Origin of the sequence: Bradyrhizobium barranii subsp. barranii (genome assembly GCF_017565645.3) — a bacterium.
GTDB lineage: Bacteria > Pseudomonadota > Alphaproteobacteria > Rhizobiales > Xanthobacteraceae > Bradyrhizobium > Bradyrhizobium barranii.
This window is the reverse complement of the sequence record NZ_CP086136.1, coordinates 577,810-600,938: the sequence shown is the minus strand read 5'-3', so window position 1 is coordinate 600,938 and position 23,129 is coordinate 577,810. Positions and strand designations below refer to the sequence as shown.

Genomic DNA, 23,129 nt, shown 5'->3' with positions numbered 1-23,129 from the left:
ATGAGCGATTCAGACGTCATCAAGCCGGCCAACTTCAACAAAGGTAAGAGCAACTCCTCCATCGGTCTGAAGGAACAGATCGGCGATGCAGGGGCCGAGATAAAGCAGCGCGCCGGAGAAGCCCTGCAGGCATCGGCGGACATGGCACGGGACAAGTTCAGCGAAGCCACCGATGCAGCCAAGAACGTCGCCAGCGGCACCGTCGACCAGATCCAAGAACGGACACGAGAACAGCAGCAGACCAGCGCCGACTTCATCCAGCGCTTGGCCGGAACCTTCCGCCAGGCCGCCGGCGCATTCCAAACTGACGTGCCATTTGCCGCACGCGGTATCAACTCAGCCGCCGATTATGTGGAAGAGGCGGCCGCAAAGGTTCGCGACGGCAGCTTTCGCGACCTCGTCGACGGTGCGACCGATTTTGCGAAGCGACAACCCGCGGCTTTTCTTGGCCTGTCTGTCTTGGCTGGGTTCGCCGCTGTACGGTTTCTGAAGGCTTCGGGAGGCAGCTCGACCGCGCAGCGGACGGGCTCGGCGACAGGCGCGGAAGCTGGCTCATCTGGCGGCCGAGCCGCTTATGCGAGCAAGGACTTCGGTGGCCAGACCTCTACGGGATCACCGACCGGACAGCAGCAGAAGCCACCTTCGCAGGACGGCAGCGCATCATGAGCATCGAGCACAACATCGAAACGGGGAAAAGCGATCTTAGCAACATTTCGGGCCTTGTCGGAGATGCGCTGGTTCAGGTCACGAAGCTTTTCCAGAATGAGGTCGACCTGGCGAAGGCCGAACTTGGCGAAAAGGTGCAAAGGCTCGGCAAAGCATTTGGACTTTTGGCCGGGGGCGCCGTCCTTGTCATCCCGGCCATCGTCATGGCGTTGTTCGCCCTGGCATCCGCGTTGATCAACGGGGGGTGTTCGCCAACATTAGCCTACCTGACTTCCACGATTGTCGCCGCTGCCATATCGGGCGCTTTGTTTGCCATGGGCATCAAGCGGCTGGACGCGCGCAGCCTGGCTCCGCGGGAGACCATAAGGCAGCTTGAAAAGGACAAAGATACCGTGAAGGGAATGATGCGATGAGCGGCCCGCAAACCGGCTTTTTTGATAGTCTCCTTGCTGCAGCCCGAGAGAACCCGCTTTCCGCCGCGCTGATCGGCGGCGGAGCACTTTGGCTGATGGTCGGGGACGCGAAGTTGAAGGGGGCTGCGCGATCCGCGGCCACCGTCGCATCAGACGTCGTCGACGCCGGTGCGACCAATCTGCGGGCTGCAGCCTCGGGCTTGCAGCGGACCGCAGCGCCTCCGACCGCCCCGGACATGGATCATGAAGGGAGCGGTTCGCGCGGGACGGTAGATACAGCCGCCGATACTGCGGCCGGCTCGATGTCTGATGCAACGGACAGCGTCCGCGACCGCTTCGACGAAGGCGTGGCTTACGCTCGCGAACAGTTCGCCAAGATGGGAAGTCCTCTACCGACAGCAGACACCTTGGCGAAAGCTCAGTCTTCAATCGGCGACGTCATGGAGAAACAGCCCCTGGTAATCGGCGCCGTTGGCTTGGCGATAGGCGCAGCACTTGCGAGCGCATTTCGAACGTCTCAGATGGAAGACAACTACATCGGCGAGGTCAGCGACGAAGTGAAGGATGATCTGAGCAGGCGCGGATCCGCCGTGTCTCAGGCGCTGCGCGAAGCTGCCGATACGCTCGTGGCCGAAGCGAGCGACATGGGAGCCGAGGCAGTCGATCGGATGAGGCAAGCGGGGACTGATGCCACCCAGGCCGCGAAGGAAAAGACCAAACAGTTGTGAGAGTTGCCGGCCCATGCTTCCGACCTCTCGCGCAACCACGATCCCCCGTTTGGAAAATTAGGAGCCTAACATGAGCCGCGGAATGCCATCCATGACTGCCCTTTTGGGCATGCTCGCAATCGCGGGTTACCAAAATCGCGACAAATTAGCGGACATGTTTCGGCTACCTCCGGTGGGAAAGGCTTGCGCAGGAACACGTTCCCGCCGGACGAGGCGCGACCGGCGAAAAGCCGATGGCGTAGATAACCCGCAATCCCGGATCCTGCTTGAGCGTTCGGCGATCTGCCATCCATCGACGCTTCCCAGCAGTTGCACGTCGGTGATGAGAACATCGGCGGCGCTTCGCCCGCACGATGCCAGTGCCTCTCCGCCGGTCGAGGCGTGGATGACGTCGAGCCTCCACCACGAGCTCCCGGATCAGCGAGTCATACTCGACGAAGAGTATGCGCACCAGCCGCTCCTTTCGGTCTGAAATTCTGCAACGTCTTTCGAACGGTCCCGCCTGAGCGTCGTTCCCTCGAGCTGCCAAGAGTGGAAGACAAGACGACTCACATCGAGCGAAGCCGCTCTTGTTCGCGCACGACGTCTTTCGCCTGTTTGTCGGATCTGAGGCCTAGGTAGACGGGCTGGCGCAGTTCACCCTTGGTGGTCCACTCTGCGAACTTTACCTCGGCTACCAAGAAAGGTCTCACCCAGGTCGTGACTGTCTCATCCTTCACTTTCGCAGGAAAAGGCGACTTCGCCACTTGGAGCCGGGTTAGCCTGGAGTGAAGCTCCGCCAACGTTTGGTGACTGAAGCCCGTTCCCACATGCCCGATGTACCGCCAGGACTCCTTCTCCCTGACAGCAAGAACTAAGGCACCGAAGAAAGGCCTGGTGCGCCTCGGCGCCGTAAAGCCGACGATGACGACCTCCTGGCGCTTCGCGGTCTTGATCTTGAGCCAGTCCGGAGTCCGGCTTCCGGACGCGTATGCACCGTCGATGCGCTTCGCCATGATGCCTTCGAGCCCATCGCGCTCGGCCTCAGCGAAGAACTTCCTGCCCTTCCCCTTGCGGTGGCGGCTAAAACCGATCAGCCCGTGGCGCGGCAGAATGGTTTTGAGCCGCTCCTTGCGTTCGAGGAGAGGCCGCTTCCGCAGATCTTCTCCATTCGCGAACATGAGATCGAAGGCGAAATACAGCAGCTTCGCTTCATGGCGGAGGGCATTCTGAAGCAACTGGAAATGAGATACTCCGTCTTTTCCCCCGCGGGTCACTTCAAATTCCTCCGGGTGTGGTCAGTCAAATTCCTCCACCCGCGAGGCAGGACAAGGGACTGTTAGTTTGAGTTTGTTTCCCGGGCAAGAGCTTCAGCGGCTTCTTTGAGCCGATAGCTGCGTCCGTCGAACTCAAGCAGATGGCAATGATGCATAAGGCGATCGAGGATCGTCGTGCTCATAGTGTTGTCCCCAAGGTATGCCCCCCAATCCTGCACGACGCGATTGGAGGTGACGATGACGCTGCGGCGCAGTTTGTAACGCTGATGGATCAGGGTCTGCAGCAAAGTGCCGGCGTCGTCGGGGATGGCGCGTGCGAGGAATAGATCGTCCAGCACGAGGAGATCGCAGTCGATGATGGTTCGCAGCCGGACCTCGCGTTGTGCCGGAGAGTTCAGGGCGTAGCGGTGGAAGAAGTCGTCGGTCTCAAGATACTGGACCTTGTGGCTTTGCAGGATCGCCTGATAGGCAATCGCCTTGGCGATGTGCGACTTCCCGGTGCCAGGTTTGCCAACAAGCAGAGCGTTCTCGCCAGCGGCAATGAACGCCAGGGTGTGGAGCTGGAAGCAGGTCTGACGTGGCAGTTTGGGATTGAAGGACCAGTCGAACTCGGCGAGCGTCAGCTTTTCGTCGAGCCCGGATTGCTGGTATCGCCGCTCGATAAGACGGGACTGACGACGGTCCAGTTCATCCTGCAGGATAAGGGAGAAGGTCTCGAGGAAGGGCTGGTTGGCGCCCTGCGCCTGGAGCACGCGCGTCTGCAGCGTGTCGCGGACACCCGACAGGCGCAGCTGTCGTAGGCAACGCTCAATTTCCGGCATGGTCATCATGTGGCTAGGTCTCCAGTTTAAGGTGAGAAGGTGCAGCGGGAGCGCTCGTGGCGCCGGAGTTGGCCGGGGTTGCGCAGGCGACACGAGCGCGGATTGCCGTGGCGTGATCGTCGTGAGCCTCGGCCTGCCGACCATTGTCGTCGGCGTCGCGCCGCACAGCGCGGCTGAAGAGGTCGCCGTATTCCGCGGGGGTACGGATCAGCGGATGATCCTGGGTGAGCGGCGATGCCGGCTGTGGCGTCACTCCAACCTGCTCGATCGCCTGTTCGAACAACCGCTCGACGGTCGCACGCACGTGCTTGTAGCGGTAGATGCGGTTGTCGATGGCGTGCGCGCAGGCCTGCTCGACCAGCCGCGCCGGATACTTCCGGCCCAGCCCGACAATGCCCCACATCGCGCGCTGTCCGGGGCGCCCTTCGGTGTCGAACACCTGCTGGCACAAGGCCCTGGTCTGCGGTCCGATGCGCTCGGCGCTCGCCAGCAGCACGGCGGTTTGCCGCGACGGGTTGAACGGCCGTTCGCTGGTCGGCAGGACGACAGAACCGGGGTGCGCCATCCGGGAATGAACACGCAGCAGCGCACGGGTGTGGCGATCACGGATCTCGATCGTGGTGGTGTAGATGCGCACGACGACCTGGCTGCCGATCGGCGCGGGCCGCGCGGCGTAATAGCTGTTGTCGACGCGTACGGTGGTGTCGTCGCAGACAGTCCGGACGACTTCGGTGAAGATGCGGAAGGGAGCGACAGGCAGCGGCCGCAGGTGCGGCTTCTCTTCCTGGAACATCGCCTCGACCTGACGGCGCGTGCTGCCGTGGATGCGTTTGGAAGCCCAGTTCTCCTCCCAGTGCCTCAAGAACTCGTTTTGCGCCTCCAGCGTCTCGAAGCGCCGTCCGGCCAGCGCAGTGCCCTGGGTATGTTGAATCGCATTCTCGACGCATCCTTTCCGATTTGGATCGGCCACGCGCGCGGGATCGGCGACCACGGCGTAATGAGCCAGCATCGCGCTGTAAATCGGGTTGAGCTGGGGCTCGTACAAATCCGGCTTGAGGACGCCTTCCTTCAGGTTGTCGAGCACGACATAGCTGGGGACCCCGCCAAAATACCGGAACGCCTCTTCGTGGAGCTGCGCCCAGACTTGTTGGCTGGACTTCCAGACTACCCGCCGGAAGCTGCGCCGCGAGTAGCGTAGCGTCATCACGAACAGGCGGGGACGACGGTACCGCCCGCTCTTCGGATCAACCGTCGGCGCGCCCTCGCCATAGTCGACCTGAGCTTCCTCGCCGGGGAGGAACTCAAGACGATCAAACTGCTCAGGATCAGCGTGCCGCAACCGGCGCACAAACCGCTTGACACTCTGGTAGCTGGACGGAAAGCCAAATTGATCAACCAGGTCCTGGTAAATCGCCTGCGCGTTCCGCTTCAGCCGGACCTGTTCTTCGATCCACGTCCGATGCGCTTCGCAAGCCGAACGGGCCAGGCTGCTGGTGACCGTCGCTTCCGATGTCCCAAAAGCCGGTGGTCGGGGTGGAGGAATTTGGCCGTCCGCGCTCACCGAGCCGGTGGTCACTTCCCCGGGGGAATTTGCCTCCGCACCGGCCCGCAGCGCCTGATAACGCCGGATCGTCTTGCGATCGACACCCGTCAGCCGGTGAATCTCGCGCTGGCTGGTGTTGCGATCAAGTAATGTAAGTACGGTGCTTTGCAGATGTCGCTTCAAGACGTTCAACTCCCCGGCCCCTTGCTGGCTAAAGGGGTCGAACATAAACGTCCTGCCTGACCGGCTACTGCTGTTCAGCGGCGCTGACGGCGATCATCAGGTGGGGGAGTTTCAAGTGACCATACCCGGGGGATTTTGACCGACCCACGGGGTCTTTTCCGATCGCGACCAACTCGCCATCGATCACGGCGTCGCCCTTCACCATCTCGAGCGCTGCGGCCACCTCGGTATAGCTGCGGCTGATAAGCTTGCCGTTGCGGCTGTAGAGAGCGGCCCTGCCGTCCCTGATTTCGGCAATCATACGGAAGCCGTCGTATTTGTCTTCGAAGACCCAGGCGGGATCGTCGAACGGATCATCTGTCAAGGTCGCGAGCATCGGCTGCAGGCGTTTCGGCAAACTCGACGTGCGGCCCATTCAGTTCTCCAAAACGTCCACCGGACGAACGCTCCGAGAGCATTGTCGGAGTGTACCTCGATGAGCGGACCTTCGTTGGCTCAGGACCGCTTCGCAGATGAGCCAGTGGCGGACGCCACGCCGGGTCTTACATTCACCCTTTTTGTTTTTCTTTTGCGCTTCTTCCATCGGAGCTTTTAGATCGTTCTTCAAAGCGGTCAGCGCCCTTAGCTAGATCGTGTCCCGACTTGGTCTCGTTTTTCGCTTCTTCCTTAGCAGTCGCCTCGCGCAAGCCTTCAGCGGCCTGTTCCCCCGCTTTTGATGATTTTCGTCCGTGATCCATGTGAAGCACCTTTCCTGATCAACTACACGCTTCTCCAGGAAAACTCCGTGTCATCCCAGCTAAGTCGTAACAAACTTCAATTAGATCGCTTGGACAATTGTTCCAGTTCGGGCGAAGCTAGTGCGTCTACTGTGATGGGTTTCAGATTGCCGCAGGTCGGCCGCAAGGCACTGAGCGAGGCGCCCTCGATGTGGCGTCATCCGCTCGAGGTCCAGACCGGCAGTGGTGATGTTCTCGCCGAGGTCGCCCGCAGGGACCTCGAAGCCGGCATCAAGAAGGGACGCCAAGAGCTAGGATGGGATCAGATGGAACTGCCGGAACTTGGGCAGGCGGCGACGGACAAGGTAGCGGTGCCGAACGAACGCGCCGGCGTGGGCGTCGCCTTCGACGCCGTGGCCTTCCACCAGGACTATGCGGTCAAGGGTCGCTTTGCTGAAGTGGTGCCTACGATGTTGTCCGAGCGCAATGTGCCCCGCTGATCCGACCGGAGCGAATGCGCCTGCCGCGGCTGCGCCCTTCAGCGCTCCATATCGTGCCTGATCCGCCATTGTTGCTCCTTGGCTTCGCGCTGGAAACGGGCCGGCGGCGGGACCGTTCTTAGAGTCGGGCAGGTGGCGCGCCTACGTGGTTTTGGACGCCTTTGCCGCAGTGATGCATGGGTTGACCGGTCGGTTGGTCAGCTTTGAGCGTGCTGCCAGTGTGAGGTGATGTCGGCGCCTGTCTTATTGAGATGCACGTGCTGATCGACGTGATCGACCCATGAGAGCGGAATGAAGTGATGATGCTGACCGTCCGGCGAACTCTGCTTCGTCAGCTTGATCTTATCGGTTCCGTCCAGATGATCGACTTTTCCGACCATCTTCCTATCCGACGAAATCACGTCCATGTGTTCCTTAATCTTAGAAATGTCTGTCATCGGTATCTCTCAGTCAGCAATAATAATCGGTCGGTCCGGGAAACTTTTGATTGCTTCCCAACGCTCAGCATACGCCGATCAGGCCGCCCGCGAGAGCGAGCGCCGCTTCTGGCGTAGGTAGCGCGTGATCTCTGAAAGCGACATCGCGTTCAGGACCCGCTCGGCGGGGACACCACCCTTGCGGGCCATCAGGACGCCCCAGTGCATGTGGTCGAGCTCGGGAATCGAGTGCGCGTCCGGATTGATGCTCAGCATGCAGCCGAAGTCGAGGGCCGCCTGGTGCCAGCGCCAGTCCAGGTCGAGCCGCCATGGATGGGCATTGATTTCGACGACGACATCGTGCTTCGCGCAAGCACGCAGCACCTTCTCGACGTCGATTTCGTAGCCCGGCCGCCGCTGGAGCTGTCGCCCGGTCATGTGGCCGATGATGGTCGTGTGGGGATCGGAAATAGCCCCAAGCAGGCGCTGCGTCTGCGCCTTGCGATCCAACTTGAAGCGATCGTGGATGCTGGCCACCACGAAGTCGAAGCGCTCCAGCACGTCGTCGTCATAGTCGAGCGAGCCGTCGGCCAGAATGTCGGACTCGATGCCTTTCAGAATCCGGAAATCCTTGCCGAAGCGCTTGTTCAGCCGGTCGGCTTCCCGGTGCTGCTGCGCGATCTCCTCGACGGAGAGACCGCCCGCATAGTGGGCAGACTTGGAATGGTCGGCGACGCCGAAATACTCGAAGCCTCGCTGGCGCGTCGCCTTCGCCATGGTCTCCAGGGTCTCGGTGCCGTCGGAGGCATCGGTGTGGCAGTGAAGGATGCCGCGCAGGTCCTGATCGGTGACGAGCTTTGGAAGCTTGCCTTTCAGAGCCGCTTCGATCTCGCCGCGCCCTTCCCGGAGCTCAGGGTCGATGAAGGGCAGACCGAGGGCGCGGTAGATCTCCGCCTCCTCGCTGGCGATTAGGGTGCGCCCCTTGTGCAAGCCGTCGGGCTCCAATCGCATCCTCTTTTCCGCAGCCAAAGCTCGGAGTTGTTCGATATGAGTGGCGGAGCCTGTCGCGAAGAGGAGAGCAGCGCCGAAGTGCTTGCGGTCAGATACTCGGATTTGCAGCCCGTGGGCCGGTGGCGTCAAGGTCTTGTCCGGCTTGGCCGCCTCCGCAACGATTGCGAGGTCGCCGACGAGTTCGCAGCCTCGACGGAAATCACCGGCGAACGTCGCGCGCTTGAGTTCGGGCCGGGCATTCCGGATGGAATCACGCGCGTGCTCGAGCAAGGCGGCGGCACGGTGCAAGTGAAGGCGACCTTCTCCACTTTTGGCGATCGCTAGGTTCTGCAGGATTTTGGTCTGCAGCGCGGCGCCGAGTCCTTTTGCCTTCTTGATGCGGTCGTCCTTGGCAGCGGCTTCCAATTCCGCGAGCGAAGCGATGCCGAGATCCTTGTAGAGGCGCAGCACCTTCTCCGAACGAAGGCCGGGCACAGCGAGCATCTCGAGCACGCCCTCGGGAATCTCCTTCCGCAGCTTTTCGAGGCTGGGATGACTGCCCGTTATGTGAAGCTTGGTGATGATGTCGGTTATCGCGTCGCCGACCCCCGGGATCTCCGTAAGCCGGTCTTCGGCGATGAGCACGTCCAGAGGGACGGCAAGAGCCGCCAGGCTGTCGGCGGCCCGAGAGTAGGCTTTCGCCCGGTAGGGATTGCCGCCTCGCAAGGCGGTGCGCTGCGCGTACTCTCGCAGGAGACTTGCCACATCGCGCGCGTCGAGCGAAGGCATTCAGCCAGCCTCCCGGTCCGAGCTTCGCGGCGCCGCCGGAGTAAGGCGACCCCCGGGGCGGTCGCTTGACCGACGATCGAGAGAGCTCTCCAGCTTCCGGGCCGCGCGAAAATCCTCGAGGTGCTGCGTGTTCGGGCCGTAAGCCGCCTCCTTCTTGAGGAGGTTATAGATCCGGCCGACCACAAGCTGCAGGTGCTTCATCCGGCCCTTCGGCATCGCTCGCGCCTTGCAAAGAGCCCGGACTGCGTAGGCGCGGAAATAGTCGAAAGCGTCTGACATGATGTCAGTAAACGCCGGCTACCCCTCATGGTTCGATCAGCAGCCATGGGTCTCATTCTCCGGCGCCGGCGCCGCGGCGGGCTCGCGGCGTCGGCGTCACGGCCTGAGTGCTGCGTCAATCCGACCGGGAAACCTTGGAACCTCTGGGCGCAGCGCATGTTGTGCCCGGCCAATACTGGAGGACGACATGAACAAGAAAGTTCTTCTGCTGCTGACGGCCGCTTCGCTTCTGACGGGTCCGTCGTTCGCGCAAAATCCGCCGGCGACCGACCGCCCGAACAACAACGCGGTCAACAGTTCCGGCCAGAACAATTCCGACAAACCGGTTTCGGGGGCCAACAGCTTCACCGAGGGCCAGGCCAAATCGAAGATCGAGCAGGCCGGTTACACCGACGTCACGGGCCTGAAGAAGGACGACAACGGCGTGTGGCGCGGCAAGGCCAGCAAGGGCGGCACATCGACAAACCTCAGCCTGGATTTTCAGGGCAACGTCAACGCGGCCAAGTAACACTGAGCGCCGTAGCGAACGCAGACAAGGATTCAAAATGACCGTTACGATTTCACGTCTCTACGACAACTATTCCGACGCACAGCGCGCGGTGACGAGCCTCGAAGCGGCAGGTCTGCCGCATTCGGAGGTGAGCATCGTCGCGAACAATTCGGACAACTGGTACAGCACAGACAAGAAAGTCGATCGCGACCGCGACGGTGTCGACGATCGTGCCGAAGGTGCTGCCACGGGGGCCGGCGTCGGCGCGGGTCTCGGCGGCGCAGCCGGTCTGCTCGCTGGCCTTGGACTGCTGGCCATTCCGGGCTTGGGTCCGGTGGTCGCGGCCGGATGGCTCGCCTCGACGGCGCTGGGCGCGGTCGCCGGCGGCGCCACGGGCGGAGTCGTCGGTGCGCTGACGCAAGCCGGCGTTTCCGAGGAAGAAGCACCTCTCTATGCCGAAGGCGTAAGGCGCGGCGGCACGATGGTTTCGGCCCGCGTTCCTGACGGCGACCGTGCGCGGTACGAAGCAATCCTCGACCAATCCGCCGTCAATCTGCGCGACCGCAGCGCGGCTTGGCAAAAGTCGGGGTGGAAGAGCTACGATCCGGCGGCGCAACCTTACGGCGCGGACGAGGTCCGCCGCGAGCGCCAACTCTACGGCACAGGCGTACGGTAAATCGGTTGGCAGCCCGCCTCCAAAGCGGGCCGCCTTTTTTTGCACGCGACAACGATCGAATACAGGAGCGGAAAATGAGCCGCGGAATGCCATCGATGACCGCCCTCTTGGGCATGCTCGCTCTCGCCGGTTACCAGAATCGGGACAAGCTGGCGGAGATGTTTCGCAACGCGACCACCGGGCAGCCGGCGGCAGGCAACAAGGACTCGCTAAGCGGCATGCTCGGCAACTTGGGCGGCCTCGTCGGCGGCGGTGGCGTGGGTTCGCTGCTCAACGGCGGGATCGGCGAACTTCTCGAGCACTTCAAACAGAACGGTCAGGGTGACGCCGCGCAGTCCTGGGTCGATCACGGGCCGAACCGGGAGGTCACGCCGCCCGAACTTAAGCAGGCGATCGGTCCGGATGTCCTGCAGAAGCTGGAACAGCAGACTGGACTGTCGCAGCAGGAGATACTCGACCGCTTGTCCCGCGAGCTGCCGACTGCCGTGGACAAATACACGCCCGATGGACGCGTTCCTTCTCCGTCGGCTGGTTAACACAACGCGCACTCGGAGGGAAAATGGGCATCATCTGGACGATCATCATCGGTTTCATCGCAAGAGTCATCGCGAAATTCATCATGCCCGGCGGCAACGAGCCGACTGGGTTCGTTCTGACCACGATCCTTGGAATCGTGGGAGCGTTCGTGGCGACCTATCTCGGTCAGGGGCTCGGCTGGTATCGGCCTGGCGAAGGAGCGGGGCTGGTCGGCGCCGTCATCGGCGCGATCATCGTACTGTTCGTCTATGGGCTGATGGCGGGCAGGAGCGGCCGGGCTATGCGGACCATACGTATCGGCGCCGAGCAGGCCGATGGCAATTTCCGCGTTGGTTCAGAATAGTCTTCTCGAGATCCGCCGGCCCGACGGCCGGCATGGGTACGACCTCGATCTTCTGTGCGGCGGCGACATCCTGCCAATCAGCCAACAGACGTTTGTGCGTGGCGTTCGCGGGATTGAACAAAACGCCAAGCTTCTTTAGGCCTGGCTCTTTAATTGCTGGAGCATCCGCAATTGCTGTAATATGCCGTCCGGTAGATAGCTGTGCACCCCTACCAAATTTTCATTCCCGTGCTCGAGCGTTGTCGTCAGCCCCTCTTTGATCGGACTGTCCTGAACTGAGATGCACAGAACTGGCACCGTGGACGTCGCTTTCTGTGCCGCTGCACATCCAGGAGAGCTGGACACGACCAGGTAATCGACCTTCTCAGCCAAGACCTGCGCGATCAGTTCGGGCATGAGGCTCATGTTGCCCTCGGCCGTCCGGAAGACGACAGTCAGCGTGCTACCGTCTTTGTAGCCCGCATCCGACAGGCCATCGAAAAACGCTTGATTGGTCACTGCCATCTTCGGGTAGCCACCGGCACCGGCCACGAACCCGACGCGCGGCACGGTTTGCGTTCGGGCGAAGGCACCCTGGAGCAAAAGAACGCCCGCGACGGCACCCACCACGGTCGAGAAAAGTCTCATTGCACGGTTCATCCGATGAATTACTTGTCCGCGGAACGGCTGGCTCCGATCAGCACGAAGATCAGCGTGGCGGGCTTGGCCCCGGGATTGCGCCAGGCATGCCGAGTGCCGTTTTGAACGACGACGTCGCCCGGCTTGAGCGCGACCGTCTTCCCGTCGTCGAGTTCTAGCGAGATCTCCCCTTCGATCAGGATGCCATAGTCCACGCTGTCGGTCGTGTGCATCCCCGGGCTATCCGGCTCGAACCGCTGCGCCAGTCCCGGTATGCGTGACATGTATTCCGCACCGGCAGCCGCGGGATCGAAGTCTGCCGACATCATCACGGAATCAGGGGGAAAGGTCACCTTCATCAACCGCGTCTCTCCCACATCGGGCAGGACGCTCTCGTGTCCCTTCGCGGCGTTGCGACCATCCCATGGAACGGATGGAGCGGCCGCGGTTCCCCACACCAGCGCGGTGTCGAACCCCGGCACCGATTTGAACGGGATTGCGGGTATTGATTGGTCCAATCCAATCGAGGATTTCCCATCCTTATGAGAAGTGACAATCAAGCGAGACATCTGATCTCTCCTTCCTATTCGTGGACGATCACGACGTTGCTGAAGCCGCCGGTCCTGCGATCGACCGCTTCGAGCGCCTTGGAGATGTCTCGCAGCGGATATCGCTCGTGCTCGAAGACTGAGAGATCCAAGGTCCCGGCCGCCGCCATCTCGACCATGTCCTGGCCTTCCGCGACGTCGAACCAGAGCGAGCCGATGACGCTGATCTGGAAGCACATCAGTCGAAACATCTCCAACGGCAGGGGCTCGGCCATGCCGCCGATGTCCACCATCCGGCCGCCGCGTCTCAGCGCGTTGATGCCGGCCAGCGACGTTGAGCTCGGAGCGCCCGGCCCAACAGCATCGATGAAGATGTCTGCTCCCAGGCCGTCGGTGTGCTCGCGTACCCATTCGTCCACCGGTCGTTCGCCGGCGGACAGCACGTGAATCCGAGAAGGAGCGATCGCCCGCAGGCGTTCGAGCAACTTCTTGTCCCGCGCCACGCCGAAGATCTTGGTGACGCCCATCCCCAGAGCGAGGATGACCGCTCCGAGGCCGAGCGTGCCGGTCGCACCGCTGACGATCACACTCGTTCCCGCACGAGCGCCTGCCTTTCGCAAGGCGGAGTACGCCGTTCCCAGATATCCAAGGCGGGCAGCGGCCTCATAGGACACTGACGGGGGAAGCTTCACAAGCGAAGAGGTCGGTGCCGTCATGTACTCGGCAAAGCCGGCGTACGGATAGTCGACGAAGACCTGGCTCGAGCGAGGACCGAAACCGAAGTATCCGAGGAAGGTGTAGGCGTCGCAGTTGATGGGCTGTCCGCAGCGGCAGGCGTGGCATGACCCGCACGACGTGCCCGGATTCACGTACACGCGGTCGCCGGTCTTGATGGACTTGACCTGACTGCCGACCTCGACGACCTCTCCGGAGGCGTCCAGACCGTAGATGGCCGGCAGCGGCGGAAGCGGGAGGAAGGGAAACCACTCCGCGTAGTGCGCCATCACGTTCTTCATGTTCGGAATGATTCCGCACGCCTTCACCTTGACCAGAACGTCGTTGGGGCGCGGTTTAGGAACTGCGATCTCGTCGATCGAAAAAGTAGTGCCTACTTGGTGTAGCCGAGCCGCTTTCATTGTGGCCATGTGGTTTCCTTCCTTGATCGTTTGTGACGGTTGCTGGAACGCAAGACGACGCTGTGCTCCGACCGAAAGGGTCGTCGCTTGGGTCGTCCGTTCGTTTTGCGAAGTTCGGGCGCGCTGTCGGCCGTGCCGATAGCTTCGCTCGTCAACCTGTTTCGGTTCTGCTGCTGGTCATCGTTTCCTCCGTACGCTCTGCGGCGCTTTTTATTGTTTGTCCGACTATCGAATGACCCGGTCCGGGTCACAACACATTCATTCAGATTGTTCGCCACGCGAACATGGCGAATGCTCGGCTAGTAGGTCGCCCGCCCACCGGACAGGTCGAATACCGCGCCGGTGCTGAACGAGCACTCATCGCTGGCGAGCCAACAGACGAGCGAGGTCGCCTCTTCGACCGTGCCGAATCTCCCGAGCGGAATTTTCGACAGCATGAAGTCGATGTGCTGCGCCGTCATTTGATCGAACAGGGGCGTCTTGATCGCTGCCGGCGTGATGCAGTTGACGCGAATGCCCGTCGCCGCAGTTTCCTTGCCGAGCGATTTGGTCAGCGAGATCACGGCCGCCTTGGATGCGCTGTAGGCCGTCGCATTCGGGTTGCCTTCCTTTCCCGCCACGGAGGCGACGTTGACGATGCGTCCGTAGCCGCCCTTCTCCATCGCGCGGACCGCGGCGCGGTTGCAGTAGAAGGCGCCGTTGACATTGACGTCGAAGATCCTCCGCCAATCGGCGCCCGAATAGTCCTTCACGGCTCCGTTCGGCCCCGTAATGCCGGCGCTTGCGACCAGAATGTCGAGTCGTCCGCCCAGCGCCTCGAGGCTCCGCCCCATGGCCGCCTCGACGGCGTCTTCTGCCGCGATGTCGACTGGCTGCGTATTCGTCGCCCCGGCCTCACCCGCGGCGGTGGCGAGGGCGGAGGCGTTCAAGTCCCACATGGAGACGCGCGCGCCCTCGGCAGCCAGGCGACGGGCGACATCGCGGCCGATGCCGGACGCCGCGCCGGTGACGACGGCCGTCCGTCCTTCGAACCTTCCGCTGTAGAGGGTCATGTCTGCTGCCCCGCAGCGGGCGACCACTCCCGGGTCTGCTGACGCTGAGTTCCGAGCCCCTCGATGCCGAGCGTCATGACGTCGCCCGGCTTGAGATAGATCGGAGCGGGCTTCTTGCCCATGCCCACGCCGGGCGGCGTCCCGGTCGCGATGATATCGCCGGGCATCAGCGTCATGAAGCGGCTGACGTAGCTGACGATCTCCGCGCAGTCGAAGATCATCGTACGGGTATTGCCCTGCTGCATGCGTTGCCCGTTGACGTCGAGCCAGACGTCGAGCGCCTGCGGATCGGAGACTTCGTCCCTCGTCACCAGCCACGGCCCGACCGGGCCGAAGCTATCACAGCCCTTGCCCTTGTCCCACGTGCCGCCGCGTTCCATCTGATACTCGCGCTCGCTGACGTCGTTCACGACGCAGTAGCCGGCGACGTGGGCGAGAGCGTCGGCGCGCTCCACGTAGGATGCCCGCGTGCCGATCACGATGCCCAGCTCGACCTCCCAGTCCGATTTCGTCGAGCCCTTCGGCAGGACGACGTCGTCGTTGGGCCCGCTGAGCGAAGTGATCGCCTTCTGAAAGACGATGGGCTCGGAGGGCAGCGGAAGGTTCGCCTCCGCGGCATGGTCGGCGTAGTTGAGCCCGATCGCGACGAATTTTCCGACGTCGACGATTGGCACACCCAGGCGCGGCTCGCCGGCGACCAGCGGCAACGTGGACGGATCGACCGCGGCGATCTTTTGGAGCGCTGAACGCGACAGGTTGGCTGGAGTGACGTCGGCGATCACATTCGACAGGTCGCGCAGGCGTCCCTGATCGTCGACGAGTCCCGGCTTCTCGGCGCCGGGATTGCCAAAGCGGACGAGCTTCATCTGGTGTTCCTTTGGTGCGTGGCGTCAGGCGAATCGCGCCGAAACGGTCCCGAGCCCGGCGATGTTGGCTTCGAATGCGTCGCCCGGATTCACGGGCACCATCGGCCCCAGGGCTCCGGAAAGAACGACGTCACCGGCGCGCAGCGGCCGTTTGCGACGGGCCAGTTCGCCGGCGAGCCAGGCCATCGCGTTGAGCGGATTGCCGAGGCAGGCGGCGCCCGTCCCCTTCGATACGATTTCGTCCTTCCTCGTCATCTGCATATGGAGGGCGCGGAGGTCCAAGCCATCCAGCCGTCGGACGGGTCCTCCCAGAACGAAGAGTCCCGACGAGGCGTTATCGGCAACGGTATCGACGATTCCGATATCCCACTTGGTGATACGGCTGCCGACGATCTCGAGGGCGGGCATCGCATAGGCCACTGCCCGCACGACGTCGGCCACGGTCGGCGTTTCGACCTCGATGTCGCGGTCGAGAAGGAAGGCTACTTCCGCCTCGATCTTCGGCTGCAGGACGCGCCCCGCCGCGACGGGCTCGTCTTCTCCCACGATCATATCGGCGAAGAGGACGCCGAAGTCCGGGCGATCGACGCCGAGCTGCTTCTGGACCGCGCGCGAGGTCAGCCCGATCTTGCTTCCGACCACGCGCCGGCCCTCCTTCTCCCAGTGGGCGGTGTTCTCCTGCTGGATGGCGTAGGCTGCATCGACATCGAGTTCGGCGAGTTGCGTCCGGATGGGCGCGATCGGGGTGCCGGCGTAGGCTGCGCGGATCTGGGCGGCGAGCTCGCCGTGCTTGGTTTGCTGGTTCATCTGAACGATCCTTACTTGCCGGTCCGGAGGAATTCGATGTGGAGGCGGTTGAACTGCTCCGCGTCCTCGAACTGAGGCCAGTGGCCACAGCGGTTCATGACGACGAATTTCGAGCCCGCAATCATGTCCGCGATCTGCTTGCCTTCGTCGGGCGTGGCGGTCGGATCATGCGAGGTCCACACGACCATGGTCGGAGCCTTGATCGACCGGTATTGGTCGGCGGTGATCATGTTGGGTCGACGGATCTCCATCTCCTGCAGACACATGATCCGCTTCATCGTGTCGGCGAATCCCGGCTGCGCGTAGATCGCCCGGCGGGTCTCGATCAGATCGTCGGAGACCATGCTCTTGTCGCACATCAGGAATTCGAGGCGCGTCTTGATCCGCTCCCATGAGGGATCGGAAGCGGCCTCATTCGACAGCTTCTTCAGTCGTTCCATCACCTGCGGGTGCGCGGTCCAACCGCCGGCGGTGTTGAGGACCAGTTTCTCCACCACGGCGGGACGATGTACGGCGAGATAGGTCGCGACCCATCCACCCAGCGATTCACCGCTGATCATCGCCTTGTCCCTGCCGAGTGTCTTGAGGACGGCGAGCACGTGGTCGGCGTAGTCCTTGACCTGGTAGTCGATCGCGGGCTTATCGGTCCAACCGTGCCCCAACATGTCGATGGCGACGAACCAGAAGTTATCGGCGTGCGGGCCGAAGTTTCTGGAGTACGCCTCCGCATGGCCGCCGACACCGTGCAGCGCCAGGACGAGCGGCTTGGACGGGTCGCCCGACTCGATGCAGCGGGTCCGGATTCCGCCGGCGTCGATGTAGTGCTGCTTGAAGGAAACTCCCCGCAGATCGGCCCAGACGCTGGAAAAGTTCTGTGGTCTCGTGTCGCTCATAGCTGAATCTCGTTGGTTTGCTGGTCAGGCGAAAAGCGGCGTGCCGCTCGGCTTCGAAGGTTTCGTCGTCTTCTCGCGCGGGATCGCCGAGAGGTCCGGGAGATCGAGAACCGCGCGTAGGGCTGCGCTCAGCCGGTCGAAGGCCTTGCCGGCGTCGGAGGTCCCCTCAATGTCGCGCCAGGCGACCACGCCGTCCGGGCGGACAAGCAGGACTCCAGCCTCGTCGATCTCTCGAATGCGCTGCCACTCGCAATAGAGGTCCTGCACTTCAGGCGAGCCCGTCACGACGACGCGAAGAAACGGCAGGTCGAGGTGCAGCGCCGCTTGCTTCCACGCGGCGCCGGCGAGGCCCGTCACGACAGTGAAGAGGCCCTTGCCCGTCACGTCGAGCGTCGACACCCGCAAGCCATCGCGATCGACGAGCCACGCGTGCGGGATCTTCGCACCCGGGCGCGACGTCGGCTGATTGTAGAGGCCGCGATCTCGCCGCCACTGCTCAGGCTCGCCTCCGACGTCGGGAATCACGGCCGAGGATTCGTACCGCTGGTTCATTTCCGTGCCCTGGGCATTGAATTCGGTCTGCTTCAGATCCAGCGCGGCCTGCGCCGCCTTACGGGCGGCGACGCCCTCCGGACCGGGATCGCGGAAGCGCGCGATGCCCGCGGCGACAGGGTTCTCGGCGCCCGGCACGCGGAAGCATGCGTTCAGCGGGGCGTAATCGAGCCGGGACTGGTTGGCGCGCAGCACGATCTGCTTTCCGACCGGTGCGCGCTCCTGCGAGTAGCTTTCCAGAAGTTTCGGACCGGCCCAACCCTTCACGGCGTAGGCGAGCTTCCAACCGAGGTTGTGGCCGTCCTGAACGCAGGTGTTGTTGCCGAGCCCGCTCGATGGTGGATGCCGGTGGACCGCGTCGCCGCCGCAGAGCACCCGGCCCTTCGAATATTGGGTCACGTAGGCCTGGTTCACATACCAGATCGACGTTCTCAAGATGTCGATGTCGACCGAAGGATCGCCAATTAACACCTTGATCTTCGGAATAATCGCTTCCGGCGACAGGTCCGGTTCGCCTTTGCTGATGTCGAAGCCCCAACCGGCGATCCACTGCGTCCACGGATGCACGGCCCGCAGCAGCCCCATGCCGATTTCCCCGAAGCTCGCGTCCGGCGTGACGATCCAGTTCAGAATGCTCGGCCGATGTTTGCTGTATCTGGAGAGATCTGCGTTGAAGACGGTGTAGACGGTGCCGGCGCGCGCCATCTGGCCTTCGATCGGCAGATCGAGATGGTCGACCACCATCGATCGGGCGCCGTCCGCGCCGACCATGTAGCGCGCACGAATGGTGTACTCACGCCCATCCAGGCGATCCCGCAGAGTTGCGGTCACGCCATCGGCGTCCTGTTCGTGGCGGACATACTCAGTGTTGAACGCGAAGGTCGCGCCCTTCTCCGCGGCTTTCTGGAACAGGATCGGCTCAAGCAGCGGCTGGATGATATCGACCATTCCGCAAGGACTGGCACGTAGATAGTCGCCGCGGCGATCGTCACCGGTTCCCCACGTCCGCATCCGGATCAACTCGGAGCCGGCCAGGCTGGTCGTGAAGGTCGTGTCGCCCATGAGCTCCCAGGGGCTCGCGTACCTGGCCACGTCTTCCGCGACCCCGAGGTCGCGGAAGACCTCGTTGGCACGCTGGTTCGTGATGTGGGCCCGCGGGCTGTCAGCCATCCAATTGCCGCGCGACACGATGTGACTTCGAACGCCGCAGTTCGCGAGCGCCAGCGCGGTCGTCGAACCTGTCGGGCCGGCGCCTATGATGAGCACGTCTGTTTCGTATGCCATTTGCCTGCTCCGCGATGCTTCCGCATTCGCGCGGGGTTTCGTGATCAGTGAGTGCCGTCGGCCTGTTTGGCCGCCATCATCGCCATGCCGGCGATCCAGCCCGGAATGGCTTCGTAGAATTCCTGCTCCATCTTGAAGTGGCCGCCGGTCGAGAAGGCGCCGAAGGCGGCGACCCATGCGAGGACCTCGTTGGCGCCACGTCCCGCGACTTCGCGGACCTTGCCGGTGTCGAGCGCGTCGGCACGCCAGATCTGCCCGCTGCGCAGGATCTCCATGAACTCCGCGTCCCAATCCGGATTGAGCGGCTGGCACGGACCCTTTCCCGCCTCTGCGAGAACGCCCGCCTCGAGTACCCGCTTCTCGCGGGCTTCCTTGGCTTCCGCGGTCGGATTTCGCCCATTGATCAGCCGCTCCCGGATCTCTGGCGGCGCGTCCTTGATCGAAGGCAGCGGCGGATCGTGCGAGAGTCCGCCCGACGCGGCAAACAACACCCGCTTGCCGGAACGTGTCGCGAACCGACCTACGGATTCCCCGAGTTGCCGGGCTCGGCGGTAGGTCGGAACGGGCGGCGCAGCGGCGTTGACGAAGATCGGCAGGATCGGGATCGACTTGAAGTCCCCGAGCATCGCCTCCCACAACTGGACGAAGCCGTGATCGACCGGCATGCGATACGACACGGCCACGTCGAAATCCTCGGCCCTCACGTGGTCGATGAGCTCGAGTGCCGTCTTCTCCGGAACTACCAGCGGGCCCGTCCCGCCTCCCCAGTCCCCTAAGGAGACGGCCCCCGCTCCGACGCAGAACGATGGCATCAGGTCGTAAAAGAAGCCGTTGAAATGATCGGGCGCGAACTGGATGATGTAGTCCGGCGCGAACTCTTTCACGAAGGTCCCGAGATGTCCGAACGCAGTTCGAACACGCTGCTCGGTCTCATTGCTGGCGGGCCCCTTGTACATCAGGGGAGTATGGGAAGCGCAGACGATGGCCACTGACATGATCGGATTCCTTCGAACGCCGAGTTGAGTTTCGATCGATTACCGCCCGTTACTTCTTGACTAGGGGACACGGGCTCTCCGAAAGAGGCCGGTTCACGGACTCGCCGGGCAATGTCTGGATGACGTTGTAGAGATCCCAGGCACCCTTGTTCTCGCCGGGCTTCTTGACCTGGAGCAGGTACATGTCGTGGATCATCTTGCGGTCGGCACGGATGTAGCCGTCAGCGGCGAAGAAGTCGTGCACCCGCTCCTTCTCCATTTGCTTCATCACGGTCGGAGCATCGTCGGTACCCGTCGCCTTCACCGCCTTCAGGTAGTGCACGACCGAGGAGTAGACGCCCGCATGGAATCCGGTCGGCATGATCTTGGCCTTGGCGAAGAAGCGTTCGGCCCAAGCGCGCGTTTCGGGCGTCCGGTCCCAGTAGAACGGCGACACTTCGTAGGCGTCGTGCGCGATCTTTTGACCTACCGCGTAGACGTCCGTCAGCACGGACTGAAGCGGAACGATCTTGGCCGCTGAGCTCAGACCGAATTCGTCCGCCTGTTTCATCGCGGTGACCGTATCGCCGCTCGACGCCGCGATCGCGATCACGTTGGCGCCGGCATTGGACGCGGTGAGTAGGAACGACGCGAAGTCGGACGTGTTCGGCGGGAACACCGAGTTGCCGACCACCTGCCCGCCGTTTAGCTTGACTTGCTCGGACGTATCGCGCGTCAAGGCGTTGCCGTACGCCTGATCCACCGTGAGGAAGTACCACTTCGTTCCGCCGGCCGCGACCACGGACTTGGCGGCGCCTTTCGCGAGATTGTAGGTGTCGACCGTCCACTGGACCGTGAGCGGCGAGCAGGCCTTGCCGTTGAAGTCCGAGGAGGTCGAACCGGACAACAGCATGATCTTGCTCTTCTGCGCCGCCATGTTCTGCACGGCGAAGCCGATCGGGGATCCCTGCATGTCGGCGATCGCGTCCACGCCTTCGACGTCGAACCAGCGTGCGGCGATCTGCGATCCGACGTCGGGCTTGCCCTGATGGTCGGCCGAGGTCACCTCGACGTTAAGGCCGGCGCCGAAGTCCTCGGCGGCCATTTCAGCCGCGATCACTGAGCCCTTGCCGTTCGCCATGGCCGTGGGGCCGGCGATGTCAGTCAGGACACCGACCTTGACCTTACCACCGCTCAGATTTGGGCTGCCGCCAGCGGTCTGGGCCGCAGCGGGCATTGCGAGGGCCAAACATACGGCCGCGGACAGATAAAACCTTGAATGAACCATCGTTTCCTCCCGTCACCGCCTGTCTCAGCGGGTTGGGCGATGGATTGCCGCCATTCGCACTATGATTCCATCAGACTCTGTGAAATGTTCGCACCGCGAACACGTCCGGAGAGACCATGCATCGCAACGTCAGGGCACTTTCGAGAGGTTTGGCTCTGATCAACGAGCTAAACGCAAGCGGGCCATCGAACGTCGTTCGGCTCGCGAAGAGGACCGGTCTCAACCGGACGACCTGCTATCGCCTGCTCGATACGCTGTGCGAAGACGGCTACGTGACCTTTGATGAAACGAACGCGTTGTTCGGCCTGACGCCCCAGGTGCGCACCTTGAGCGAAGGCGTGTCTTCGCGCGACTTGTCGAGCCAGGCGGCCCTGCCCGCGATGTTCGGCCTCCTGGATGACGTCTCCTGGCCCAGCGACTTCGGTGTCTTCGAGCTCGGCTCGGTGCTTATCCGCGAGAGCACACATCCCTTCAGTCCGTTCTCCGTTCATCGCTCCATGGTCGGACGAAGAAGATCCTTGGTGCGCAGCGCGCTCGGGAAAGCCATCCTAGCCGCCTCCGCGCCGGCGCTGAGGCGTGAAATGCTGGACCTCACCGCATCGCTGGTCGAGGAAGACGCGGCGTTGGCGAAGGACCGCCACTTCATCGAAGAAATTCTCTCTCAAACAAGGAAGGACGGCTACGCATCGTCCGTTGGTGGATCGGAGGCGGGCATTAGTGCAATCGCGCTGGCCATTCCGGGCGGGGGTCCCGTTCTCGGCAGTCTCAATCTGATCTTCTTCTCGTCCTCGATGACCCCAGAGGCGGCCGCCAAAAAGTATCTGCCCAGCATGCGGGCGGCGGTGAAGGAAATCGAGCGGCGGTGGTCCGCGGCAAACAAGGCGCGAGGAAAAGTTGCCTAACCGACGGTGGTCGGCGGATTAACGCGCGCAACCCGGGCTGGCGGCAGGTGTCCCACTCGGCAATACTAGGGCGGTGAAAGTCACAGTTTCAGTGCAAGCGAGAGGACGGTTACGCTTGCGACGCCGAGAGGCCAGAGTGTCGCGAAGCACAACAGACGGCGTGCAAGCGGATCTGGATCTAGTGGCTTCAATGATATCAATGGTGGAAGAAGGAGCGTATCGACCTGGCGCTTCTTCAGATAGCCGCCGCAGCGCCTCCATCCGGCCGCCCTTCCAGATAGCTGTACGTTGATGGTCAATTTTGGAAACAATAAGTTTCATTTGTTTCAATTTCGGCATCCAGGCGAACTCACTATGTGTGAGCCCTGAACTTCGGCGAAAGAAAATGCTCATGCGGGGTCGACGAACGATGCTGATCGTTACAACTCTGCTCGTGCTCGCTTCAAGCGCCTTCGGGCACGGACCAAAGCAGCCCCTTGTCGAGAAGCCGCCCACCATCACGTCCGGCCGCCTTGCGCTGGTGAAAGCGAATGAGGCCTATCCCGACGCGGAGGCACCCCTCGCCAACACCGGAAACGACGGCTCCGCTGTCGCGGCTGCCCTGCGCCGCAACGGGTACGACGTTGCGTTCCTGCGCGACGCGGCCCGCGAGCAGATATCGAGCGCGGTCGAACTACTTGAAAGCAAGATACGCCCTGGCTCGACCGTCTTCTTATGGTTCGGTGGATACGGAATCCAATCGCGAAATACGAACTACCTACTTCCCGTTGATTCAGCGGTCTCGTCCGAGCGCGATGTGCGAACCTATGGGCTCGACGTCGAAACCTTCGTGGCTCCGCAAAGCAGATCGCACTGATCGATGC

24 protein-coding genes and 4 pseudogenes are annotated in these 23,129 nt (G+C 62.6%); 11 read left to right on the top strand and 17 right to left on the bottom strand.

The annotated features are described in order from the left end of the window. From J4G43_RS02940 to J4G43_RS56500, 4 genes and pseudogenes are all read left to right on the top strand, one after another. Positions 1-666, top strand: coding sequence for a hypothetical protein (locus J4G43_RS02940; protein WP_028150873.1), 666 nt, complete (start codon positions 1-3; stop codon positions 664-666). Continuing rightward, the gene (locus J4G43_RS02935) at positions 663-1,079 is read left to right on the top strand and encodes a phage holin family protein (protein ID WP_208083964.1); all 417 of its coding nucleotides are present in this window, start codon (positions 663-665) and stop codon (positions 1,077-1,079) included. The genes J4G43_RS02940 and J4G43_RS02935 overlap by 4 nt, the downstream gene beginning before the upstream one ends. Next, entirely contained in the window at positions 1,076-1,807 is a 732-nt protein-coding gene (locus J4G43_RS02930) for a hypothetical protein (protein ID WP_028150875.1), read from the top strand. Before J4G43_RS02935 ends, J4G43_RS02930 begins: the two co-directional genes overlap by 4 nt. A gap of 70 nt (positions 1,808-1,877) precedes the next feature. Further along, positions 1,878-1,970, top strand: a pseudogene (locus J4G43_RS56500) (YidB family protein); the annotation flags it as partial. A gap of 385 nt (positions 1,971-2,355) precedes the next feature. Here the strand turns inward: J4G43_RS56500 and J4G43_RS02925 are convergent. The 5 genes and pseudogenes from J4G43_RS02925 to J4G43_RS02905 all read right to left on the bottom strand — a co-directional run. Then, positions 2,356-3,066: pseudogene (locus J4G43_RS02925) on the bottom strand (ATP dependent DNA ligase); the annotation flags it as partial. A gap of 59 nt (positions 3,067-3,125) precedes the next feature. Next, a complete protein-coding gene (gene istB, locus J4G43_RS02920) occupies positions 3,126-3,893 on the bottom strand; it encodes an IS21-like element IS1631 family helper ATPase IstB (protein WP_038952109.1) in 768 nt (255 codons plus the stop codon). A gap of 4 nt (positions 3,894-3,897) precedes the next feature. Further along, positions 3,898-5,655 carry an IS21-like element IS1631 family transposase gene (gene istA / locus J4G43_RS02915; protein ID WP_100214066.1) on the bottom strand — a complete coding sequence of 586 codons (1,758 nt, stop codon included), beginning with the start codon at positions 5,653-5,655 and terminating at the stop codon, positions 3,898-3,900. Between the two features lie 100 nt (positions 5,656-5,755). Next, positions 5,756-6,025: pseudogene (locus J4G43_RS02910) on the bottom strand (ATP-dependent DNA ligase); the annotation flags it as partial. 133 nt (positions 6,026-6,158) lie between these two features. Further along, complete coding sequence (locus J4G43_RS02905; RefSeq protein WP_080677645.1) at positions 6,159-6,347, bottom strand: hypothetical protein; 189 nt, start codon at positions 6,345-6,347, stop codon at positions 6,159-6,161. A 146-nt stretch (positions 6,348-6,493) separates the two neighbouring features. On the opposite strand from J4G43_RS02905, the gene J4G43_RS02900 reads away from it, so the two are divergent. After that, positions 6,494-6,826: a hypothetical protein gene (locus tag J4G43_RS02900; RefSeq protein ID WP_162494170.1), complete on the top strand. Its 333-nt coding sequence runs from the start codon at positions 6,494-6,496 to the stop codon at positions 6,824-6,826. A 197-nt stretch (positions 6,827-7,023) separates the two neighbouring features. Here J4G43_RS02900 and J4G43_RS02895 read toward each other — a convergent pair whose 3' ends face one another. Together J4G43_RS02895 and J4G43_RS02890 are read right to left on the bottom strand one after the other, a co-directional pair. Continuing rightward, positions 7,024-7,263, bottom strand: a complete 240-nt coding sequence (locus J4G43_RS02895; protein ID WP_011090751.1) for a DUF2171 domain-containing protein — start codon at positions 7,261-7,263, stop codon at positions 7,024-7,026. A 78-nt stretch (positions 7,264-7,341) separates the two neighbouring features. Beyond that, positions 7,342-9,021 carry a DNA polymerase/3'-5' exonuclease PolX gene (locus J4G43_RS02890; RefSeq protein WP_028150878.1) on the bottom strand — a complete coding sequence of 560 codons (1,680 nt, stop codon included), beginning with the start codon at positions 9,019-9,021 and terminating at the stop codon, positions 7,342-7,344. Positions 9,022-9,487: 466 nt separating this feature from the next. On the opposite strand from J4G43_RS02890, the gene J4G43_RS02885 reads away from it, so the two are divergent. The 4 genes and pseudogenes from J4G43_RS02885 to J4G43_RS02870 form a co-directional block, all read left to right on the top strand. Next, positions 9,488-9,808, top strand: a complete 321-nt coding sequence (locus J4G43_RS02885) for a PepSY domain-containing protein (protein ID WP_166346638.1) — start codon at positions 9,488-9,490, stop codon at positions 9,806-9,808. A 37-nt stretch (positions 9,809-9,845) separates the two neighbouring features. Then, positions 9,846-10,466 (top strand): hypothetical protein, encoded by a 621-nt coding sequence (locus J4G43_RS02880; RefSeq protein ID WP_011090748.1) that lies wholly within the window; start codon positions 9,846-9,848, stop codon positions 10,464-10,466. Positions 10,467-10,540: 74 nt separating this feature from the next. Further along, positions 10,541-11,002 carry a YidB family protein gene (locus J4G43_RS02875; protein ID WP_166346641.1) on the top strand — a complete coding sequence of 154 codons (462 nt, stop codon included), beginning with the start codon at positions 10,541-10,543 and terminating at the stop codon, positions 11,000-11,002. 23 nt (positions 11,003-11,025) lie between these two features. Continuing rightward, positions 11,026-11,286 (top strand): annotated as a pseudogene (locus J4G43_RS02870) (GlsB/YeaQ/YmgE family stress response membrane protein); the annotation flags it as partial. Between the two features lie 195 nt (positions 11,287-11,481). Here the strand turns inward: J4G43_RS02870 and J4G43_RS02865 are convergent. The 10 genes from J4G43_RS02865 to J4G43_RS02820 form a co-directional block, all read right to left on the bottom strand. Further along, entirely contained in the window at positions 11,482-11,973 is a 492-nt protein-coding gene (locus tag J4G43_RS02865) for an ABC transporter substrate binding protein (RefSeq protein ID WP_166346644.1), read from the bottom strand. 20 nt (positions 11,974-11,993) lie between these two features. After that, a complete protein-coding gene (locus tag J4G43_RS02860; RefSeq protein WP_028152839.1) occupies positions 11,994-12,533 on the bottom strand; it encodes a cupin domain-containing protein in 540 nt (179 codons plus the stop codon). A 14-nt stretch (positions 12,534-12,547) separates the two neighbouring features. Further along, positions 12,548-13,648, bottom strand: a complete 1,101-nt coding sequence (locus tag J4G43_RS02855) for an alcohol dehydrogenase catalytic domain-containing protein (protein ID WP_049831907.1) — start codon at positions 13,646-13,648, stop codon at positions 12,548-12,550. A 299-nt stretch (positions 13,649-13,947) separates the two neighbouring features. Continuing rightward, positions 13,948-14,700: an SDR family NAD(P)-dependent oxidoreductase gene (locus tag J4G43_RS02850; protein WP_208083963.1), complete on the bottom strand. Its 753-nt coding sequence runs from the start codon at positions 14,698-14,700 to the stop codon at positions 13,948-13,950. Then, a complete protein-coding gene (locus tag J4G43_RS02845) occupies positions 14,697-15,566 on the bottom strand; it encodes a fumarylacetoacetate hydrolase family protein (protein ID WP_049831908.1) in 870 nt (289 codons plus the stop codon). Before J4G43_RS02845 ends, J4G43_RS02850 begins: the two co-directional genes overlap by 4 nt. A 24-nt stretch (positions 15,567-15,590) precedes the next feature. Continuing rightward, the gene (gene mhpD / locus J4G43_RS02840) at positions 15,591-16,373 is read right to left on the bottom strand and encodes a 2-keto-4-pentenoate hydratase (RefSeq protein ID WP_028152842.1); all 783 of its coding nucleotides are present in this window, start codon (positions 16,371-16,373) and stop codon (positions 15,591-15,593) included. 11 nt (positions 16,374-16,384) lie between these two features. Continuing rightward, positions 16,385-17,266, bottom strand: coding sequence for an alpha/beta fold hydrolase (locus J4G43_RS02835; protein ID WP_028152843.1), 882 nt, complete (start codon positions 17,264-17,266; stop codon positions 16,385-16,387). A 24-nt stretch (positions 17,267-17,290) separates the two neighbouring features. After that, positions 17,291-19,102 carry an FAD-dependent monooxygenase gene (locus tag J4G43_RS02830; protein WP_028152844.1) on the bottom strand — a complete coding sequence of 604 codons (1,812 nt, stop codon included), beginning with the start codon at positions 19,100-19,102 and terminating at the stop codon, positions 17,291-17,293. A 44-nt stretch (positions 19,103-19,146) separates the two neighbouring features. Next, a complete protein-coding gene (locus J4G43_RS02825; RefSeq protein ID WP_028152845.1) occupies positions 19,147-20,097 on the bottom strand; it encodes a 3-carboxyethylcatechol 2,3-dioxygenase in 951 nt (316 codons plus the stop codon). Between the two features lie 49 nt (positions 20,098-20,146). After that, the gene (locus J4G43_RS02820) at positions 20,147-21,313 is read right to left on the bottom strand and encodes an ABC transporter substrate-binding protein (protein WP_225004582.1); all 1,167 of its coding nucleotides are present in this window, start codon (positions 21,311-21,313) and stop codon (positions 20,147-20,149) included. 167 nt (positions 21,314-21,480) lie between these two features. Between J4G43_RS02820 and J4G43_RS02815 the strand changes: the two genes are divergently transcribed. Continuing rightward, positions 21,481-22,266, top strand: a complete 786-nt coding sequence (locus J4G43_RS02815) for an IclR family transcriptional regulator domain-containing protein (RefSeq protein ID WP_063629884.1) — start codon at positions 21,481-21,483, stop codon at positions 22,264-22,266. Positions 22,267-22,675: 409 nt separating this feature from the next. Continuing rightward, positions 22,676-23,122, top strand: a complete 447-nt coding sequence (locus J4G43_RS02810; RefSeq protein WP_049831910.1) for a caspase family protein — start codon at positions 22,676-22,678, stop codon at positions 23,120-23,122. The last annotated feature ends 7 nt before the right edge of the window (positions 23,123-23,129 follow it).

Bases quoted from the DNA above. Each gene is read 5' to 3' on its own strand.
- J4G43_RS02825 (WP_028152845.1), bottom strand. From the start codon at position 20,097: ATGTCAGTGGCCATCGTCTGCGCTTCCCATACTCCCCTGATGTACAAG.
- J4G43_RS02820 (WP_225004582.1), bottom strand. From the start codon at position 21,313: ATGCCCGCTGCGGCCCAGACCGCTGGCGGCAGCCCAAATCTGAGCGGT.
- J4G43_RS02860 (WP_028152839.1), bottom strand. From the start codon at position 12,533: ATGTCTCGCTTGATTGTCACTTCTCATAAGGATGGGAAATCCTCGATT.
- istB (WP_038952109.1), bottom strand. From the start codon at position 3,893: ATGATGACCATGCCGGAAATTGAGCGTTGCCTACGACAGCTGCGCCTG.
- J4G43_RS02855 (WP_049831907.1), bottom strand. From the start codon at position 13,648: ATGAAAGCGGCTCGGCTACACCAAGTAGGCACTACTTTTTCGATCGAC.
- istA (WP_100214066.1), bottom strand. From the start codon at position 5,655: ATGTTCGACCCCTTTAGCCAGCAAGGGGCCGGGGAGTTGAACGTCTTG.
- J4G43_RS02935 (WP_208083964.1), top strand. From the start codon at position 663: ATGAGCATCGAGCACAACATCGAAACGGGGAAAAGCGATCTTAGCAAC.
- J4G43_RS02930 (WP_028150875.1), top strand. From the start codon at position 1,076: ATGAGCGGCCCGCAAACCGGCTTTTTTGATAGTCTCCTTGCTGCAGCC.
- J4G43_RS02845 (WP_049831908.1), bottom strand. From the start codon at position 15,566: ATGAAGCTCGTCCGCTTTGGCAATCCCGGCGCCGAGAAGCCGGGACTC.
- J4G43_RS02885 (WP_166346638.1), top strand. From the start codon at position 9,488: ATGAACAAGAAAGTTCTTCTGCTGCTGACGGCCGCTTCGCTTCTGACG.
- J4G43_RS02810 (WP_049831910.1), top strand. From the start codon at position 22,676: ATGCTGATCGTTACAACTCTGCTCGTGCTCGCTTCAAGCGCCTTCGGG.
- J4G43_RS02940 (WP_028150873.1), top strand. From the start codon at position 1: ATGAGCGATTCAGACGTCATCAAGCCGGCCAACTTCAACAAAGGTAAG.
- J4G43_RS02865 (WP_166346644.1), bottom strand. From the start codon at position 11,973: ATGAGACTTTTCTCGACCGTGGTGGGTGCCGTCGCGGGCGTTCTTTTG.
- J4G43_RS02835 (WP_028152843.1), bottom strand. From the start codon at position 17,266: ATGAGCGACACGAGACCACAGAACTTTTCCAGCGTCTGGGCCGATCTG.
- J4G43_RS02880 (WP_011090748.1), top strand. From the start codon at position 9,846: ATGACCGTTACGATTTCACGTCTCTACGACAACTATTCCGACGCACAG.
- J4G43_RS02875 (WP_166346641.1), top strand. From the start codon at position 10,541: ATGAGCCGCGGAATGCCATCGATGACCGCCCTCTTGGGCATGCTCGCT.
- J4G43_RS02890 (WP_028150878.1), bottom strand. From the start codon at position 9,021: ATGCCTTCGCTCGACGCGCGCGATGTGGCAAGTCTCCTGCGAGAGTAC.
- J4G43_RS02830 (WP_028152844.1), bottom strand. From the start codon at position 19,102: ATGGCATACGAAACAGACGTGCTCATCATAGGCGCCGGCCCGACAGGT.
- J4G43_RS02815 (WP_063629884.1), top strand. From the start codon at position 21,481: ATGCATCGCAACGTCAGGGCACTTTCGAGAGGTTTGGCTCTGATCAAC.
- J4G43_RS02905 (WP_080677645.1), bottom strand. From the start codon at position 6,347: ATGGATCACGGACGAAAATCATCAAAAGCGGGGGAACAGGCCGCTGAA.
- J4G43_RS02850 (WP_208083963.1), bottom strand. From the start codon at position 14,700: ATGACCCTCTACAGCGGAAGGTTCGAAGGACGGACGGCCGTCGTCACC.
- J4G43_RS02895 (WP_011090751.1), bottom strand. From the start codon at position 7,263: ATGACAGACATTTCTAAGATTAAGGAACACATGGACGTGATTTCGTCG.
- mhpD (WP_028152842.1), bottom strand. From the start codon at position 16,373: ATGAACCAGCAAACCAAGCACGGCGAGCTCGCCGCCCAGATCCGCGCA.